Source organism: Alkalispirillum mobile, from assembly GCF_003664325.1.
Classification (GTDB): domain Bacteria; phylum Pseudomonadota; class Gammaproteobacteria; order Nitrococcales; family Halorhodospiraceae; genus Alkalilimnicola; species Alkalilimnicola mobilis.
This window is the reverse complement of the sequence record NZ_RCDA01000002.1, coordinates 180,872-195,344: the sequence shown is the minus strand read 5'-3', so window position 1 is coordinate 195,344 and position 14,473 is coordinate 180,872. Positions and strand designations below refer to the sequence as shown.

12 protein-coding genes are annotated in these 14,473 nt (G+C 65.9%); 9 read left to right on the top strand and 3 right to left on the bottom strand.

The window, feature by feature from the left end:
- Positions 1–187: 187 nt before the first annotated feature.
- From DFR31_RS09125 to DFR31_RS09110, 4 genes are all read left to right on the top strand, one after another.
- Complete coding sequence (locus DFR31_RS09125; RefSeq protein ID WP_121442521.1) at positions 188–1,531, top strand: TonB-dependent receptor; 1,344 nt, start codon at positions 188–190, stop codon at positions 1,529–1,531.
- A gap of 89 nt (positions 1,532–1,620) precedes the next feature.
- Positions 1,621–2,499, top strand: a complete 879-nt coding sequence (locus tag DFR31_RS09120; RefSeq protein WP_121442373.1) for a metal ABC transporter substrate-binding protein — start codon at positions 1,621–1,623, stop codon at positions 2,497–2,499.
- A gap of 5 nt (positions 2,500–2,504) precedes the next feature.
- A complete protein-coding gene (locus DFR31_RS09115; RefSeq protein WP_121442372.1) occupies positions 2,505–3,080 on the top strand; it encodes an ATP-binding cassette domain-containing protein in 576 nt (191 codons plus the stop codon).
- Positions 3,077–3,862, top strand: a complete 786-nt coding sequence (locus DFR31_RS09110; protein ID WP_121442371.1) for a metal ABC transporter permease — start codon at positions 3,077–3,079, stop codon at positions 3,860–3,862. Before DFR31_RS09115 ends, DFR31_RS09110 begins: the two co-directional genes overlap by 4 nt.
- Positions 3,863–3,914: 52 nt before the next feature.
- Here the strand turns inward: DFR31_RS09110 and parC are convergent, their stop codons facing one another.
- Positions 3,915–6,164, bottom strand: a complete 2,250-nt coding sequence (parC, locus tag DFR31_RS09105; protein ID WP_121442370.1) for a DNA topoisomerase IV subunit A — start codon at positions 6,162–6,164, stop codon at positions 3,915–3,917.
- 258 nt (positions 6,165–6,422) lie between these two features.
- On the opposite strand from parC, the gene DFR31_RS09100 reads away from it, so the two are divergent.
- A complete protein-coding gene (locus DFR31_RS09100; protein ID WP_170153650.1) occupies positions 6,423–7,148 on the top strand; it encodes a lytic transglycosylase domain-containing protein in 726 nt (241 codons plus the stop codon).
- Between the two features lie 4 nt (positions 7,149–7,152).
- Here the strand turns inward: DFR31_RS09100 and DFR31_RS09095 are convergent, their stop codons facing one another.
- Positions 7,153–7,959: an alkaline phytoceramidase gene (locus DFR31_RS09095; protein ID WP_245971140.1), complete on the bottom strand. Its 807-nt coding sequence runs from the start codon at positions 7,957–7,959 to the stop codon at positions 7,153–7,155.
- A 9-nt stretch (positions 7,960–7,968) separates the two neighbouring features.
- A complete protein-coding gene (locus DFR31_RS09090) occupies positions 7,969–8,637 on the bottom strand; it encodes an O-methyltransferase (RefSeq protein WP_121442368.1) in 669 nt (222 codons plus the stop codon).
- A 205-nt stretch (positions 8,638–8,842) separates the two neighbouring features.
- Between DFR31_RS09090 and cas3g the strand changes: the two genes are divergently transcribed.
- Genes cas3g through cas7g form a run of 4 tightly spaced genes read left to right on the top strand, consistent with a single transcriptional unit; the run spans position 8,843 to position 14,472 of the window.
- Entirely contained in the window at positions 8,843–11,344 is a 2,502-nt protein-coding gene (gene cas3g, locus DFR31_RS09085) for a type I-G CRISPR-associated helicase/endonuclease Cas3g (protein WP_121442367.1), read from the top strand.
- Positions 11,341–13,263 (top strand): type I-G CRISPR-associated protein Cas8g1/Csx17, encoded by a 1,923-nt coding sequence (gene cas8g1, locus DFR31_RS09080; RefSeq protein WP_170153649.1) that lies wholly within the window; start codon positions 11,341–11,343, stop codon positions 13,261–13,263. The genes cas3g and cas8g1 overlap by 4 nt, the downstream gene beginning before the upstream one ends.
- Positions 13,254–13,502, top strand: coding sequence for a hypothetical protein (locus DFR31_RS09075; protein ID WP_121442365.1), 249 nt, complete (start codon positions 13,254–13,256; stop codon positions 13,500–13,502). Before cas8g1 ends, DFR31_RS09075 begins: the two co-directional genes overlap by 10 nt.
- A 13-nt stretch (positions 13,503–13,515) precedes the next feature.
- Positions 13,516–14,472 (top strand): type I-G CRISPR-associated RAMP protein Csb1/Cas7g, encoded by a 957-nt coding sequence (gene cas7g, locus DFR31_RS09070; RefSeq protein WP_121442364.1) that lies wholly within the window; start codon positions 13,516–13,518, stop codon positions 14,470–14,472.
- The last annotated feature ends 1 nt before the right edge of the window (position 14,473 follow it).

Here is a 14,473-nt window from a genome sequence, read left to right as displayed (position 1 = left end):
GCATGAGCTTAACGCAACACTGTTGCATTCTCGCACGCGCTGGCGTGCACGTCCCACCACCATCATCCATTTGGGGGGATCCATGATGATGATCAGAAAAGCACTCGGCGCCCTCGCCTGCGCAGCGGTGCTGGCCCCGTCCATCGTGCTGGCGGATTCGGCCGGAGGCGATGAGACGACGTCACAGATGCAGCGGGACCCGCTGGACCAGCCGGGCCTGCGCAGCCAGGCTCTGCCCCTCGGCGGCAGCCGTGACCAGGTGGATTCCGGCACCGCTTTCAACCCGGCGCTGTCGGTAATCCTCGACGGCGTGTACTACTCGGAGATAAGCGGGGAGTGGGATAGCCCAGCCGGCTTCGACAGCGGACACAGCCACAGCCACGGCCATGGGCACGACCACGATCTGGACGAGGGCTTCAACCTGCGCGAGACGGAGCTCGCCTTCTCCGCATCGGTGGACAACTACTTCGATGCCATGGTCATCCTCGCCCTGGAAGGCGATTCCGGTATCGAGGTAGAAGAGGCCTATCTGACCACGCAGAGCCTGCCGGCGGGCCTGCAGGTGAAGGCGGGCAAGTTCCTCTCCGACATCGGCTACATCAATAAGCAGCACCCGCACGACTGGGACTTCGTCGATCGCCCGCTGGTCAACGAGTTCCTTTTCGGTGACCACGGCCTGCAGGAGAAGGGTGTGCAGATCTCCTGGACGCCGGCCACGCCGGTCTACACCCGGTTCGGTGTGGAGATCCTGCAGGGCGAATCCAGCGGGATTGCCAACTACGAGGGTTCGGGTAGCCATACCATCACCGGATATGACACCGGCGCAAGTGACCCCGGCGAGGGACGTCAGCGCAGTGAGGTAGACTTCGGCCTTGAAGACAAATCCGGCCCCCGTCTCTTCACTGGCTTCTTCAAGGTAGCCCCGGACCTGGGTTACGACCACGCCGCTCAGTTCGGTCTGTCCTACGGCTACGTTGATACCTTCCAGAACGTGGAGACCCACGGTAGCGGGCGCGCCGATGTCTGGGATGGCGATGGTTGGTTCGCCGGCCTCGACGCCGTCTACAAGCACGACAGCGGGGGTGCCTACGGTCACGGCAACCTGCAGTTGCAAGCAGAATACTTCATGCGGGAACTCGACTTGGAATACACCAACGTCGTGCCAACAGGCTGGAACCGTGATGGCGGGGAAGTCGCCGATCAATTCTCCGACCGTCGCCGCCAGGACGGGCTCTACATGCAAGCCGTGTACGGCTTTGCCCCCCGGTGGGAGGTCGGGGCGCGCTTCGAGGCCCTTGGTCTCACCAATGACTCGGTGGTCCCAGATCGGGACGCCGGCGAGTTCGAGAGCTTTGATACCAGCTACCGCTACGGGCTGAGCACCACCTGGCGGCCCACCCACTTCTCCGCCCTGCGGGCGCAGGTGAACTACAACGACTTCGCCAAGGACAACGGGCACACCAACCGGGGTGCCGAGGTGATGTTGCAGTACAACCTGAGCCTCGGCGTGCACGGCGCCCACCCCTTCTGATCAGACCGGGTTGATCTGTTGCCCCGGCGGGCTGCCACGCCCGTCGGGACAACCGCATCCCAACGCCTTCCAACGCGAGGAGACACAGAATGTACCGCTGGATACTCGCAATTGCCCTGCTGTTATTCGCCGGTCTTGCCCAAGCCGGTATGAACGTGGTCGCCACCACCAGCAACATGGGCATGCTCGCCCGCACCGTCGGCGGCGAGAACGTCAACGTCACGGTGCTGGCGCCGCCGGATCGCGACGCCCACTACCTGTCCGTCCGCCCCAACATGATGACCCACCTGCGTCGGGCCGACCTGGTGGTCTCTGTCGGTGCGGAGCTGGAGATCGGCTGGCTGCCCCCGGCAATCGACGGCGCCGCCAACCCGGCCGTGCGGCCCGGGCGCAGCGGTTATTTCGAGGCGGCCGCCCAGGTGGACCGTATCGGTACGGACGTCGTGGCCGACCGCGCCCAGGGTGACGTGCACCCGGAGGGCAACCCCCACGTCTACCTGGACCCGGTGCGCATGGCGACCATCGCCGAGGTGCTGGCCGAGCGAATGGGCGAGCTGGACGAGGCCAATGCCGATGCCTACGCCGCCAATGCGGAAGCGTTCGCCGACGCCGTGGCGGCCCGTATGGACGACTGGGAGGCCCAGGCGGCGCAGAGCCCCGGCGCCCTCCTCTACCACGAGGACGCCGACTACCTGCTGGAGCGTCTGGGCGTGGAGCTGCTCGGCTACGTGGAGCCCCTGCCGGGCGTGGAGCCCACCGCCTCCCACCTGCGGGACCTGGTCCGGCAGCTCGAGGGCAGCGATGGCGTCATCCTGCGCGCCGAGTTCCAGCCCGAGCGCGGCCCCGCCTTCATGGCCGAGCAACTGGGCTGGCCGCACCACGCCCTGCCCACCGGCGTCCCGGTGGACGGGGATCAGGAGGACTACCTGGCACTGATTGATCGCTGGGTGGAGGCCATGGTTCCCTAAGCGGCATGAGCGAACCCCTACTCGACATCCGCAACCTGCGGGCCGGCTACCGGACTCCGGTAGTCGGCCCCTTTTCGTTGCAGGCCCGCGCCGGCGAGATCATCGGCCTCACCGGCCCCAACGGCTGCGGCAAATCCACCGTCCTGAAGGCCGTGACCGGCGAGGCCCGCATCTTCGACGGTCACATCGAGCGCGACACCGCCGCCGGCATCGCCCTGCAGGCGCAGAGCCCGGCCACCCGCGGCGAGATCCCGCTCACCGGCGGCGAGCTGCTGCGGCTGATGGGGCATGACGGCCGCGGCCTGCCGCCACGGCTGGATCGCCTGACCCGCCGCCGGATCGACCGGCTCAGCGGCGGCCAGCGCCAGATCCTGGCCGTCTGGGCAGTCCTCTACAGCGGCGCTCGGCTGATCCTGCTGGATGAGCCGGGCAACAACCTGGACCGGGAGGGCACGGAACTGCTGGCCGACGCGCTGACCGCACTGCCCGCCGACCGGGCCGTGCTCATGGTCAGCCACGAGCAGCACCTGGTGGAACGGGTCTGCCACCGGGTCGTGGACATGGAGGCCTCCGCGCCATGATGGAACTGCTCTTCGACCCGCTCTTCCGGATGCCCTTTTTCACCGGCCTGTTGCTCTCGGCCCTGTTGCCCGTGCTGGGGCTTTACCTGCGCCTGCGCGAGGAGTGGCTGGCCGCTCTGGGTTTCGCCCACGTGGCCGGGGCGGGGGCGGTGGCCGGTAGCCTGGTCGCTGCCCCGCTGCTGCCGGCGGCCCTGCTCACCGCCCTGGTGGCGGTGGGCGTGAAAGGACTGATGCGCCGTGCCGGCAACGACGTCTACGCCCTGCTGATCGTGCTGGGCTGGAGTGCGATGCTGCTGGGCGCGTCACTGAGCCATCACGCCAAGCTGACCGGCCAGGCGCTGATCGACGGCCAGCTCTATTTCACGGGCGTGGATCACCTGCAGTTGGCGCTGGGCCTGGCGGTGCTGGGCGCCATCGCCCTGCCCTGGCTGTCCCCCCGGCTTTTGCGGGAACGGATCTTCCCCGGCCATGACCGCGCCAACCACCGACCGGTCCTGCGCACGGTACTCGCCTTCGAGGCACTGGCCGCAGCCGGCATCGCGGTGGCGGCCACCGCCATGGGCGTCATGTCCGCCTTCGCCCTCATCTTCATTCCCGCCTGGGTGGCCTACCGCCGGGCGGCGAGCTGGCGCCGGGCAATCGCCTGGGCGATGGGGCTGGGGGTGGTCTGTTACCTGGCCGCCTTCGTGCTGGCCATGGGGGCGGACCTGCCTTTCTCGCCGGTACTGGTGGCGCTACTGGCCGCGGTGGCCGCGCTGCGCCTGCCGGCGGGCGGCCGCTAAGAAGACTTGCCTGGTGGCGGGCACGCCCCGACGACGTGCCCGCCCCAGTCCGTCAAAGATCCACCGGCTCGATGGCATCCACCCGGCGCAGACCGCGGGGCAGCAGTGCGCCGCGCCGGCCGCGCGGGGCCCGGTAGGCGGCCAGGTCGTCCGGCTTCAACGTCATGCCGCGCTTACCCACGGTCAGGCTGAGCCCCTGCCCGGGTCGCACCACCGCAAGCCCCGTCAGCAGTTCCTCGCGCGACTTTACCGCTGCGGCCGGGATACCGATGATCTTGTTGCCCTTGCCCTTGGCCAGCCGGGGCAGTTCCTCCAGCGGGAACACCAGCAGGCGCCCGCTGCTGGAAACCGCCGCCAGCTCCGCGCCCTCGTCATCCCCCGCCGGCACCGGCGCCAGGATCTGCGCCCCCTGCGGCACGGTGAGCAACGCCTTGCCGGAGCGGTTCTTGGCGTACATGTCGGCGAGCGCGCAGACAAACCCGTAACCGGCATCGGTGGCCAGCAGCCAGAGGCTGTCCGGATCACCACAGAGCACCTGCTCGAACCGGGCGCCGGTGGCCGGGGAGAGCCGCCCGGTGAGTGGCTCGCCCTGCCCCCGGGCCGAGGGGAAGGTGTGGGCGGGCAGTGAGTAGCTGCGCCCGGTCTGGTCCAGGAAGACCGCCTGCTGGTTGGTCCTGCCGGCGGCGTGATCGCGGTACTTGTCACCCGCCTTGTAGTTGAGCCCGGGCGCATCCACATCGTGCCCCTTGGCGGCCCGCACCCAGCCCTTCTCGGACAGCACCACGGTAATGGGCTCGCTGGGCATGAGGTCGGTTTCATCCAGGGCCCGCGCGGCGGAGCGAGTGACCAAGGGCGAGCGCCGGTCATCGCCGTACCGCTCGGCATCCGCCTGCAGTTCCTCCTTGATGAGATCGCGCAGTTTTTCATCGGAGCCGAGGATGGCCTGCAGTTCATCGCGCTCCCGCTCCAGGTCGCCCTGCTCGCCGCGGATCTTCATCTCCTCGAGCTTGGCCAGATGGCGCAGCTTCAGCTCCAGGATGGCCTCGGCCTGGCGCTCGCTGAGCCCGAATCGCTCCATCAACACCGGCTTGGGCTCATCCTCCTCGCGGATGATGGCGATCACCTCGTCGATGTTCAGATAGGCGATCAGCAGACCTTCGAGGATGTGCAGCCGGTCCTGCACCTTCTCCAGCCGCCAGCTGAGCCGGCGGCGGACGGTGTCGGTGCGGAAGGTCAGCCACTCGAGCAGCAGCTCGCGCAGCCCCAGCACCTTGGGCCGGCCATCCAGGGCGATCACGTTCAGGTTGACCCGGTAGTTCTTCTCCAGGTCGGTAGTGGCGAACAGGTGCTCCATTACCCGTTCCACATCCACCCGCTTGGACCGCGGCGTAATCACCAGCCGCGTGGGGTTTTCATGGTCGGATTCGTCGCGCAGGTCCTCGACCATGGGCAGCTTCTTGCCCTGCATCTGCGCTGCGATCTGCTCCAGCACCTTGCTGCCGGAGACCTGATATGGGAGGGCGGTGACGATGATGTCGCCATTCTCGCGCTCGTAGCAGGCGCGCATGCGCAGCGTGCCGTTGCCGGTTTCGTAGATACGGCGGATGTCCGCCTGCGGGGTGATGATCTCCGCCTCGGTGGGGAAATCGGGTGCCAGCACGTGGTCCATCAGCGCATCGATGTCGGCCTCCGGCTCATCCAGCAGGTGGATGCAGGCGGCGACCACCTCGCGCAGGTTATGGGGCGGGATGTCGGTGGCCATGCCCACCGCAATCCCGGTACCACCGTTGAGCAGCACGTTGGGCACCCGGGCCGGCAACAGCCCCGGCTCTTCCATGGTCCCGTCGAAGTTGGGCACCCAGTCCACGGTGCCCTGCCCCAGCTCCTGCAGCAGCACCTTGGCGTAGGGGGCCAGGCGCGCCTCGGTGTAGCGCATGGCGGCGAAGGACTTGGGGTCGTCGGCGCTCCCCCAGTTGCCCTGACCGTCCACCAGCGGGTAGCGGTAGGAGAAGGGCTGGGCCATCAGCACCATGGCCTCGTAGCAGGCCGAATCGCCGTGCGGGTGGTATTTGCCCAGCACGTCACCCACGGTGCGCGCACTCTTCTTGTACTTGGCCAGATTGGACAGGCCCAGCTCGGACATGGCGTAGACAATGCGTCGCTGCACGGGCTTGAGCCCGTCACCGACGTTCGGCAGTGCCCGGTCTAGAATGACGTACATGGAGTAGTCCAGATACGCCTTTTCAGTGAACTCTCGGAGCGGTCGGGTTTCAAAGTCCAGACTGTCGGCGCTGCTCGCCATGCGCGTCTCCCTGAAACAACGGTATGGCCCGGCTGGATGCTGGTATCCGGGGCGACGTTAACGTCGGGTATTTGGCGGGCTGGCATTCGGACCCGCCCGTGGGGCGCTTCATTTTGCCCGCTGACCGGATACACGGCAAACCGGCTTGGGCACCAGGGCCACGCCAACACCGCCAAAAAACGGGCAAAAGCAGATTGTTGCGCCGCAGCAAATTGCGCGCTATGCTGCAGCGCACCAAGAATGTGCCGGGAGGTCCGTATGCATTCATACAATCCACACGCGCTGAGCCTGTCAGATCTTCTGGTCAGCGGCCTGCTGGCGGCTGCCATCACGCTGATGGGTATTCTCGCCTTTGAACAAGACGGGCGCTCCGCTCATCCGGGCCTGGCGGTGGCGGACGAGACGGGGCTGCTGAGCGCCTCCGGCCACCTTTGGGAGACCTACCCCTGGCTGCAGCCCCCCATGGAAAACCTGGCCCGGCTCTGGGCCGCCGGTCGCCACGAGACCCTGTCCGGCACCGAGAGCCAGGAAACACCGCCGGCAGAGACCAAGCCGCTTTACGACCTGATCGCCGAGCACTACCCCATGGGCATGGAGCGCGCCCGGCAATTCGCCGGCTGGATCGAGGGCGCTGCGGACACCTACGAAGTACCGGCGGAGTTGCTCGCGGCTGTGATCGCCGTGGAATCGTCCTTCCGGGTAGACGTCCGCTCGTCGGTGGGCGCCGTGGGCCCGGCGCAACTTCGCCCGGAGTACTGGAGCGAGTTGGGGTACAACCTGAACGATCCCGGCGAGAACATCCGCGCCGGCGCCCGGGTGCTGTCCAACTACTACCACCTGTGCGAAAGCGATTGGGACTGCGCGCTACGCGCCTACAACGTCGGGATCACCCGGGTGATGAACGGCGGTGGCGGCGCAGCGGGTGAGCGGTACGTGAGTCGGATCAGCAGCGCTCCGTTCGTCGCCGAGGGTGGCGGCTGGTAAGCGCTCAGGCGATCGCGCCACGCCGGCGGCGCAGGCGCAGCATCCGAACCAGCCAGTACAGCGCTACACCCACCAGCAGGTGTTTGAGGGTATGGCCGCTTACCCAACCGCCGGTGGCTTCGAACACCGGTGCGTCCATGTTCTCCAGTAAAAGGGCCAGCAGGTACCAACCCGCGGCGGCGATCACATCGCCACCGCGGGTGTAGCGCCCGCCCCGCATCCCGATCCAGACGACCGCCACCAGAATGGGTACCGCCTGCACCAGCAGGTAAAGGCGCAAATCACCCTGCCCCGCCAACTCCGTGATCAACCAGTGGGTCGCACCAGCCGCACCGGTCAGCAGCAGCAACGGTAACAGCCAGGGGGTGGCCCGCGCCGGCAGACGCTCCCCCAGCACCGCCGAGAAGATCGCCATGAAGGCCAGGCTGATCGGCAACCGGTCCCAGTAGAGCCGCCAATGGTCCGGGTCCAGGTGGTAATAGGTGGAACCGAAGGCGACACCCAGCGTGGCCAGAAACAGCGCGTAATAGGGCCAGGCGTCGGTGGCGGGCCGGAAAGCGTGGCGGGCCTGAAGCCGGCGCGTCTGGGCCAGGCCGTACAGCCCCACAAGCAGGAACACCCCGTTTGAGACCACGTCGCCAAAATGGGGAATGCCCAGCACCTGCCGGCGGTCGGCGAAGTCGTGGTAGGCCTCCGGTTGGGGAAAGGGCGGCACCCAGAGCCACGCGGCCACCACCAGTGCGGCACAGAGCAGGGTCAGCCAGAGCCCGCCGCTGCGCCTCAGCACGCCCTTGCCTGCCCGGCTGGACACGCTGCCCTCTCAGGCGGCCCGCTTGCGACAGAAGGTCAGGCCGTCCGCAACGGGCGCCAGCACCAGATCCACCCGGTCGTCATCGGCCACGTACTGATTGAAATGCCGGATGGCCTCCGTGCTCTCATCCTTGACCTCAGGGTCGGCCACCCGGCCATACCAGAGGGTGTTGTCGACCAGGATCAGCCCATTGGGCCGGACCAGTTGCAGACAGCGCTCGTAATAGTCCACATAGCCGGCCTTGTCGGCGTCGATGAAGGCCATGTCCCAGGCCCCGGCCTGGTCCGCCGCCAGCAGCTCGTCCAGGGCCTCCAGCGCTGGCCCCAGGCGGACCTCGATACGCCCCTCGACACCGGCCTCCTGCCAATAGGGTCGGGCGAAATCGATGTAGCGCTGCTCCATTTCGCAGCAGACCAGCCGCCCGTCCGCCGGCAGGCCCCGCGCCATCCACAGGGCGCCATAGCCCGTGAAGGTGCCCACCTCGATCACCCGGCGCGCGCCCATCAGCCGCAGCAGCAACTGCATCAGCGCCCCCTGCTCCGGCGCGCTCTGCATCTGGGCGTTAGGCAGCTCCGCTGTGGCCTCGCGCAGGCGGATCAGTACGTCGTCCTCTCGCACCCCGACGTTCTGCAGGTAAGTGCCGAGTTGCTCATCGAGCCCGATACTGAATCCTGTCATCTGGCATGCTCCTCTAAACGCCACTTCGCGTCCGATCAGGCTAGTCAATTCTTCGGATATTGAAAGATGGCAGAAAAGGGACTAGCGTTTCACATATTAAATTACCAAAATTGGTGTAGCTGATAGCCCGAAACCGACATCCAAGGATGGGTTGTGCTGCATTAATTTCCTGCACACGACTTAGTGAACCCCACGGAATTTGATAATGCAGGACTTCACTTCACTGTTCCACCAAGCCACCGCGCTCAAATACCCTTACCCCTACCAAACCCGCCTGGCCACGGAGCCATGGCCGGAGGTTGTGCACATTCCCACCGGTTTGGGAAAAACTGCGGGCCTCACCCTGGCATGGCTTTATCAGCGGGGTATTCGTGCCGATGGCGTCCGCGTGGCGCCAAACCCGGATGCACCCAGGCGTCTGATCTGGTGCCTGCCCATGCGGGTGCTGGTTGAGCAGACCGTCACTAACGTTCGCACCTGGCTGCATCGACTCGGCCTATTGGGAGAATCCGGTGAGACGGGGAAGATTGCGGTTCACACCGTAATGGGCGGTGAACCGGACCTTGCACGAGGGGCCTGGGCCGCACATCCAGAACAAGAGGCGATCCTGATTGGCACTCAGGACATGTTGCTCTCCCGGGCACTGATGCGGGGGTACGGCATGAGCCGCTACCAGTGGCCCGTGCATTATGCCCTGCTGCACAACGATGCCCTCTGGGTCTTCGACGAGGTGCAGCTCATGGGCCCGGCACTACCTACGACCACCCAGCTTGAAGCCTTCCGCCGCGATATCGGCACTGCCGCACCGTCACACAGTGTATGGGTCTCCGCAACACTGCGGAATGAGTGGCTAGAGACTGTGGATTTCCGGCCGCACTGCAAGACCGGGCTGAAGCGGCTGGAACTCGACGAGAAGGATCGGCAGTCATCCGGGGTTCACGCCCGTGCATACGCCCCCAAGACGCTGCAAGCGGCCACCACCCGACTAACGGACGGAACGCAAAAGGGGCATAAGGAGTACATCCAGAGCCTGGCCGCCGAAATCCTCAGCGCACACCACCCCGGGGAGCAGACACTGGTCATCGTCAACCGGGTGGAGCGCGCCCAAGCGCTGTACGATGCGCTGGCAGGGTCAGACGCAGAACGGCTTCTCCTGCACGCCCGCTTCCGCCCCGCGGAACGCTCCGCGCTGGAGCATCGCATCCAAGAAACGCCTGGTACTGAGGGCCGCATCGTCGTGGCCACCCAGGCCGTGGAGGCCGGGGTCGACCTGGACAGCCGAGTCCTGTTTACCGAGTTGGCCCCCTGGGCCTCGCTGGTACAGCGTTTCGGCCGTTGCAACCGGGCCGGGCTGTTCGAAAACGCACAGATCCGGTGGATCGATATGGCCGAAGAGGTTGGCAGCTTGGCCCTTCCCTACAGTGCGGAAGCGCTAGCGGCCGCGCGCGTGCAACTGGAAGCCACCCCTTCCGCCAGCCCAGGGGATCTGCCACCGGTCACCGAACCGCGCCCTCTCAGCCAAGTACTGCGCCGCCGCGACCTGCTGGAGTTGTTCAACACCGACCCTGACTTATCCGGCTTTGACGTCGATGTCTCCCCTTACATTCGAGATGCCGGCACCCCCCAGGTCCAGGTCTTCTGGCGCGATCTGGAGGGCACGGATGCAGCAGACGAGCCCGCTCCCGAACGCGGGGAACTGTGCCCCGCCTCGATCACGCAAGTGCGAGCGCACTTGACCAAAAACCTGCCCGCCACACGCCGCAAGGCCTCGGGGCGGGACAAACCACTGGCCTGGCGCTTCGACCCACTGGGAGGCAACCACCGTGAAGGGGCATGGGTCCGGATCCGCACCGCCGAAGAGACCCGGCCTGGGCAGACTCTCATGCTGGATGCTGCCGACGGCGGCTACGACCTGGAGCAAGGTTTCCTGCCCGGTGCTGTTGGGCCGGTGGCACTCGCACCAAGGCAGCGCAGCGAGGCCGAGGAAGGCTTCGGTAGCGAACGCATGACCGCTATCGGCCGCCGGGTCACCTTGCGAAAACACCTCTCAGACGTCGCCGCTGCCATGACGGCGCTCGCTGAGGCACTTGATCTCCCTCAGGCACAACGCGAGGCCCTCGTCCCCGCCGCACGCTGGCACGACGTTGGCAAGGCGCACGAAGCCTTTCAGCGCGGCATTGGGTTCATCCCGGACTCACCCGACGGCCCTTGGGCAAAATCCGATCATGGCGGTCGCCCCGACTATCACCTTGTGCAGGCTGACGGTAGCCGTGAAGAGCGACCCGGCTTTCGCCACGAACTGGCTTCCGCCCTGGCCTGGCTGGAAGCGGGAGGGCCGGAATTGGAGCCAGCGCTAAGGGACCGTATTGCCTATCTGATCGCAGCCCATCACGGCCGCGTCCGGCTTGGACTGCGGGCACTTCCGGGCGAAAAAGAGCCGCCGGACCCAAGCACCCTCTACGCCCGGGGCGTCTGGGCCGGTGACCGACTGCCTGCCCTAGAGTTCGATGGCATCCGTATGGAGCCGGTTCAACTGCGCCTCGACCTCATGCGGCTGGGCACCGGCGTACAAGGGCCCTCATGGGCCGAACGCACTCGGCGCCTTCTCGATCATCACGGGCCCTTCCGACTCGCATGGGAGGAAGCCCTGGTACGCATCGCAGACTGGCGGGCCTCGCGAGAGGAACAGCAAGGGGGCTACCAATGAGTACACCGTTGCACCTATCCGGCTGCACCCCCATTCCCCTGGCCGGCTACCTCAAGGCTTTGGGCATCCTGCGGCTGGTGGCCGAACAGGCCGATCCGGATGCACGTGGCTGCTGGCAGAACGAACAGTTCCTGCTGGAGAGCAGCCTGGATGAGGAGGGCCTGCGGCACTTTTTTCTGGAAGCCTATGAGCCAACCCCGGTCCTAGCACCCTGGAACGGCGGAAGCGGCTTTTACCCCAAGGACAACAAGGCCGGCATTGATCCTCTTGCCCAAGCGAAGGCACGTCGCCTGCAACCGGTTTGTGACACCATCAACACCATTCGCGGAATCCTAGGCAGAGGAGAACACGAGGAACGACCAGCCGGCGAGGATAAAGCCGCTCTTTTAAGAGAATTAAGGGCCGAGCTCACCGATAACGCTGTGGGATGGCTGGACTCCGCTGTGCTGCTGACCGAAGACCATCCGCGGTACCCGCCCCTTCTGGGCACTGGCGGCAACGACGGCAGGCTGGACTTTACCAATAATTTCATGCAGCGGCTGGTTACCGTGGTGAACCCTGAAACCGGTGCACCCCGCCCAGGGGCAACCGAGTGGTTGGACGAAGCACTTTTCGCCACCCGTCAACCAGGCATCCCAACTGCCAAGCTTGGACAGTTCTCCCCTGGAGAGGCTGGTGGGCCGAACCAGACCAGCGGCTTTGAGATCGACAAGCCGTTGGTCAACCCCTGGGATTTCATTCTGATGCTGGAAGGCGCGCTGCTCTTTGCCGCCACGGCGACAAAGCGGCTGGAAACCGCAGGAGCGGGCACCCTGAGCTACCCCTTCACCGTTCGCGTAACCGGCGCGGGCAGTGGTGGCGCTGCACTTGAGGATGAGGGAAACGCCCGCGCCGAATTCTGGGCACCTCTCTGGGAGGCTCCGGTGGGCCTTCGCGAGTTGCACGGTGTCCTGGCCGAAGGCCGGGTCACCTTGAATCGCCGCCCCGTAAGGGATGGACTGGAGTTCGTTCGAGCGGTCTCACACCTGGGCGTGGAGCGCGGCCTTTCAAGCTTCCAGCGCTACGCCTTCCTGATGCGCTCCGGTAAAGCATACTTCGCCACACCCCTGAACCGCGTCACAGTAGAACGCAATCCCGCCGCAGACCTGATCGACGAGCTCGATGTCCATGGCTGGCTGGATCGCTTCCGTCGTCACGGCCGGCGGGACGGCGCCAACCGGGTCGTTTCTCTGGCTCGGCGACTGGAAGACGCCATCTTCGAACTGGCCACCCGCCGAGGCGACCACGGGCCCGTGGTTCGTCGCCTACTGGAAATCCTGGGAGAAATCCAACTCTACCTGGCACGCAGCCCCAGTGCGCGGGATGTGTCCAAGGGAGGGTGTCCGCCGGTGCCATCGCTTTCCGCCGATTGGTTCCGTCGGGCCGATGACGACAGCCCCGAGGTAGCCGTGGCCGCAGCTCTGGCCGGGCTGCACGGCCGCAACAGGTACGGCGACTACCGAATACCCATGCGCGCACACCTGGCGCCCGAACGACCTGGACGCTATCCGACCTGGGCTGCAGACGACACTCACACGGTCACCTGGGCCGCCGGTGCCCCGCTAGCCGACAACCTCGCCGCCACCCTTCACCGCCGGTTACTCCAGACCAGCCAACGGGAGCTTCCGGATAAACCCCTATTCCCCTCGCGCACCGCCCCCTTGGCCGACGTGGCCGCTTGGCTCGCCAGCGACCTGGATGAACAACGGCTCTCCAAGTTGCTGCCGGGGCTAATGCTGGTGCGAATCCCGCGTGGGGCCACTCGGCGCCACGGGATGCCCCGCTCCCTGCCGCCTACCGGTTACTCAAGCCGCTCTTCTGCACCAACGAACAGCTCCACCGAGCCGGAGTATTGCCACCGGAACGGACCTTGCCGCTGAAGGCCGACCTACTCCGGCGCTTGGAAGCGGATGATGTCGCCGGCGCCTTGGAACTGGGCCGGCGTCGACGTCGTGCCGCCAGCATCGGCACCGGCTTCCAGCGTGTCGCGCCGGGAACAACCGACGGCCGCCGCCTTTTGGCGGCGCTCATCGTGCCCATTTCCGACACCGCACTCAGAGCCCTGTTGTCCTCCAACAGAGCTGAGACTACACACCCTCAAATCACCGAGAACGCCTGACAGGAGTTACACCATGGCCGTGAAGCTCAATGCCCTCACCAACGCACCCCGCCTACTTATAGAGGCGGACCTGAAACCGATCCAAGGCAGTCGCTTCCAGCCCACCGGCTTCCCTGATCTTGGCGCCGCCGAATACCCTGCGCCCGATGGCAACGGCCGTATGCTACTGGTGGAATCCGCCCAGAGCATGGCCAACCGGCTGGAGGCAGTCTGCTGGGACGATGCCAGTGAGGACTGGGTTGGGCCACTGCAAGGGCTGCCCTATGTGCGGGTGCAGAACAGCAACGGGGAGACCCTCACAACCTCCGTGCTCGAAGCACATCGTCTGAACTCGCCGTACATCCTGGAGGGCAAAGACACTACCGTCCTGAACATGCTCAAGGACGAACTGGCCGGAATGGAGCAAGGACGGGTGGATATCCGAAAGCTCGCCGAAACCCTGGTGCGGGTAGATACCAACGCCGCCCTGCACGGGGTTTTCCTCGCCAAGAAAGAACTCGCCGGCGGCCGCCTGCGCCTGCCCCGCGCCCTGTCAGCCTTCATTGAGGCAGAGGATGTAAAGGTTGCCCCCAGCGGGGGCGTAAAAGTCGATACGGTGGCCCCCAGCGGTGACACCTCCAAGGGCTTCGGCAACGTCCCTTACGCCCGCGACGAGTACGTCGCCCCGAGCATCACCGCCTACTTCAACCTGGATCTGGCGCAGATCCGTGCCTTCCGCTTGGGCGAAGCGGCTGAACGCCTGCTGATAACGCTGGCACTGTTCAAAATCCGACGCTTCCTCGAAACTGGCCTTCGGCTGCGTACCGCCTGCGACTTGGAGTGCCAGGAACTGCGGGTAACCCGGCCGGAAGGATTTGAGGTGCCACCACTGACCGATCTGAAGGGTGAACTGCCGGGGCTCATCGAGGCCGCAGCTGGTGTAGGCCTGTTTAACGAGCCGCGGATCACCGAAGTGACCTACAGGAAGTAAC

What these genes read in the sequence shown, in the direction of transcription:
- DFR31_RS09125 (WP_121442521.1), top strand. Translation starts at nt 188, where the DNA reads ATGCAGCGGGACCCGCTGGACCAGCCGGGCCTGCGCAGCCAGGCTCTG.
- DFR31_RS09120 (WP_121442373.1), top strand. Translation starts at nt 1,621, where the DNA reads ATGTACCGCTGGATACTCGCAATTGCCCTGCTGTTATTCGCCGGTCTT.
- DFR31_RS09115 (WP_121442372.1), top strand. Translation starts at nt 2,505, where the DNA reads ATGAGCGAACCCCTACTCGACATCCGCAACCTGCGGGCCGGCTACCGG.
- DFR31_RS09110 (WP_121442371.1), top strand. Translation starts at nt 3,077, where the DNA reads ATGATGGAACTGCTCTTCGACCCGCTCTTCCGGATGCCCTTTTTCACC.
- parC (WP_121442370.1), bottom strand. Translation starts at nt 6,164, where the DNA reads ATGGCGAGCAGCGCCGACAGTCTGGACTTTGAAACCCGACCGCTCCGA.
- DFR31_RS09100 (WP_170153650.1), top strand. Translation starts at nt 6,423, where the DNA reads ATGCATTCATACAATCCACACGCGCTGAGCCTGTCAGATCTTCTGGTC.
- DFR31_RS09090 (WP_121442368.1), bottom strand. Translation starts at nt 8,637, where the DNA reads ATGACAGGATTCAGTATCGGGCTCGATGAGCAACTCGGCACTTACCTG.
- cas3g (WP_121442367.1), top strand. Translation starts at nt 8,843, where the DNA reads ATGCAGGACTTCACTTCACTGTTCCACCAAGCCACCGCGCTCAAATAC.
- cas8g1 (WP_170153649.1), top strand. Translation starts at nt 11,341, where the DNA reads ATGAGTACACCGTTGCACCTATCCGGCTGCACCCCCATTCCCCTGGCC.
- cas7g (WP_121442364.1), top strand. Translation starts at nt 13,516, where the DNA reads ATGGCCGTGAAGCTCAATGCCCTCACCAACGCACCCCGCCTACTTATA.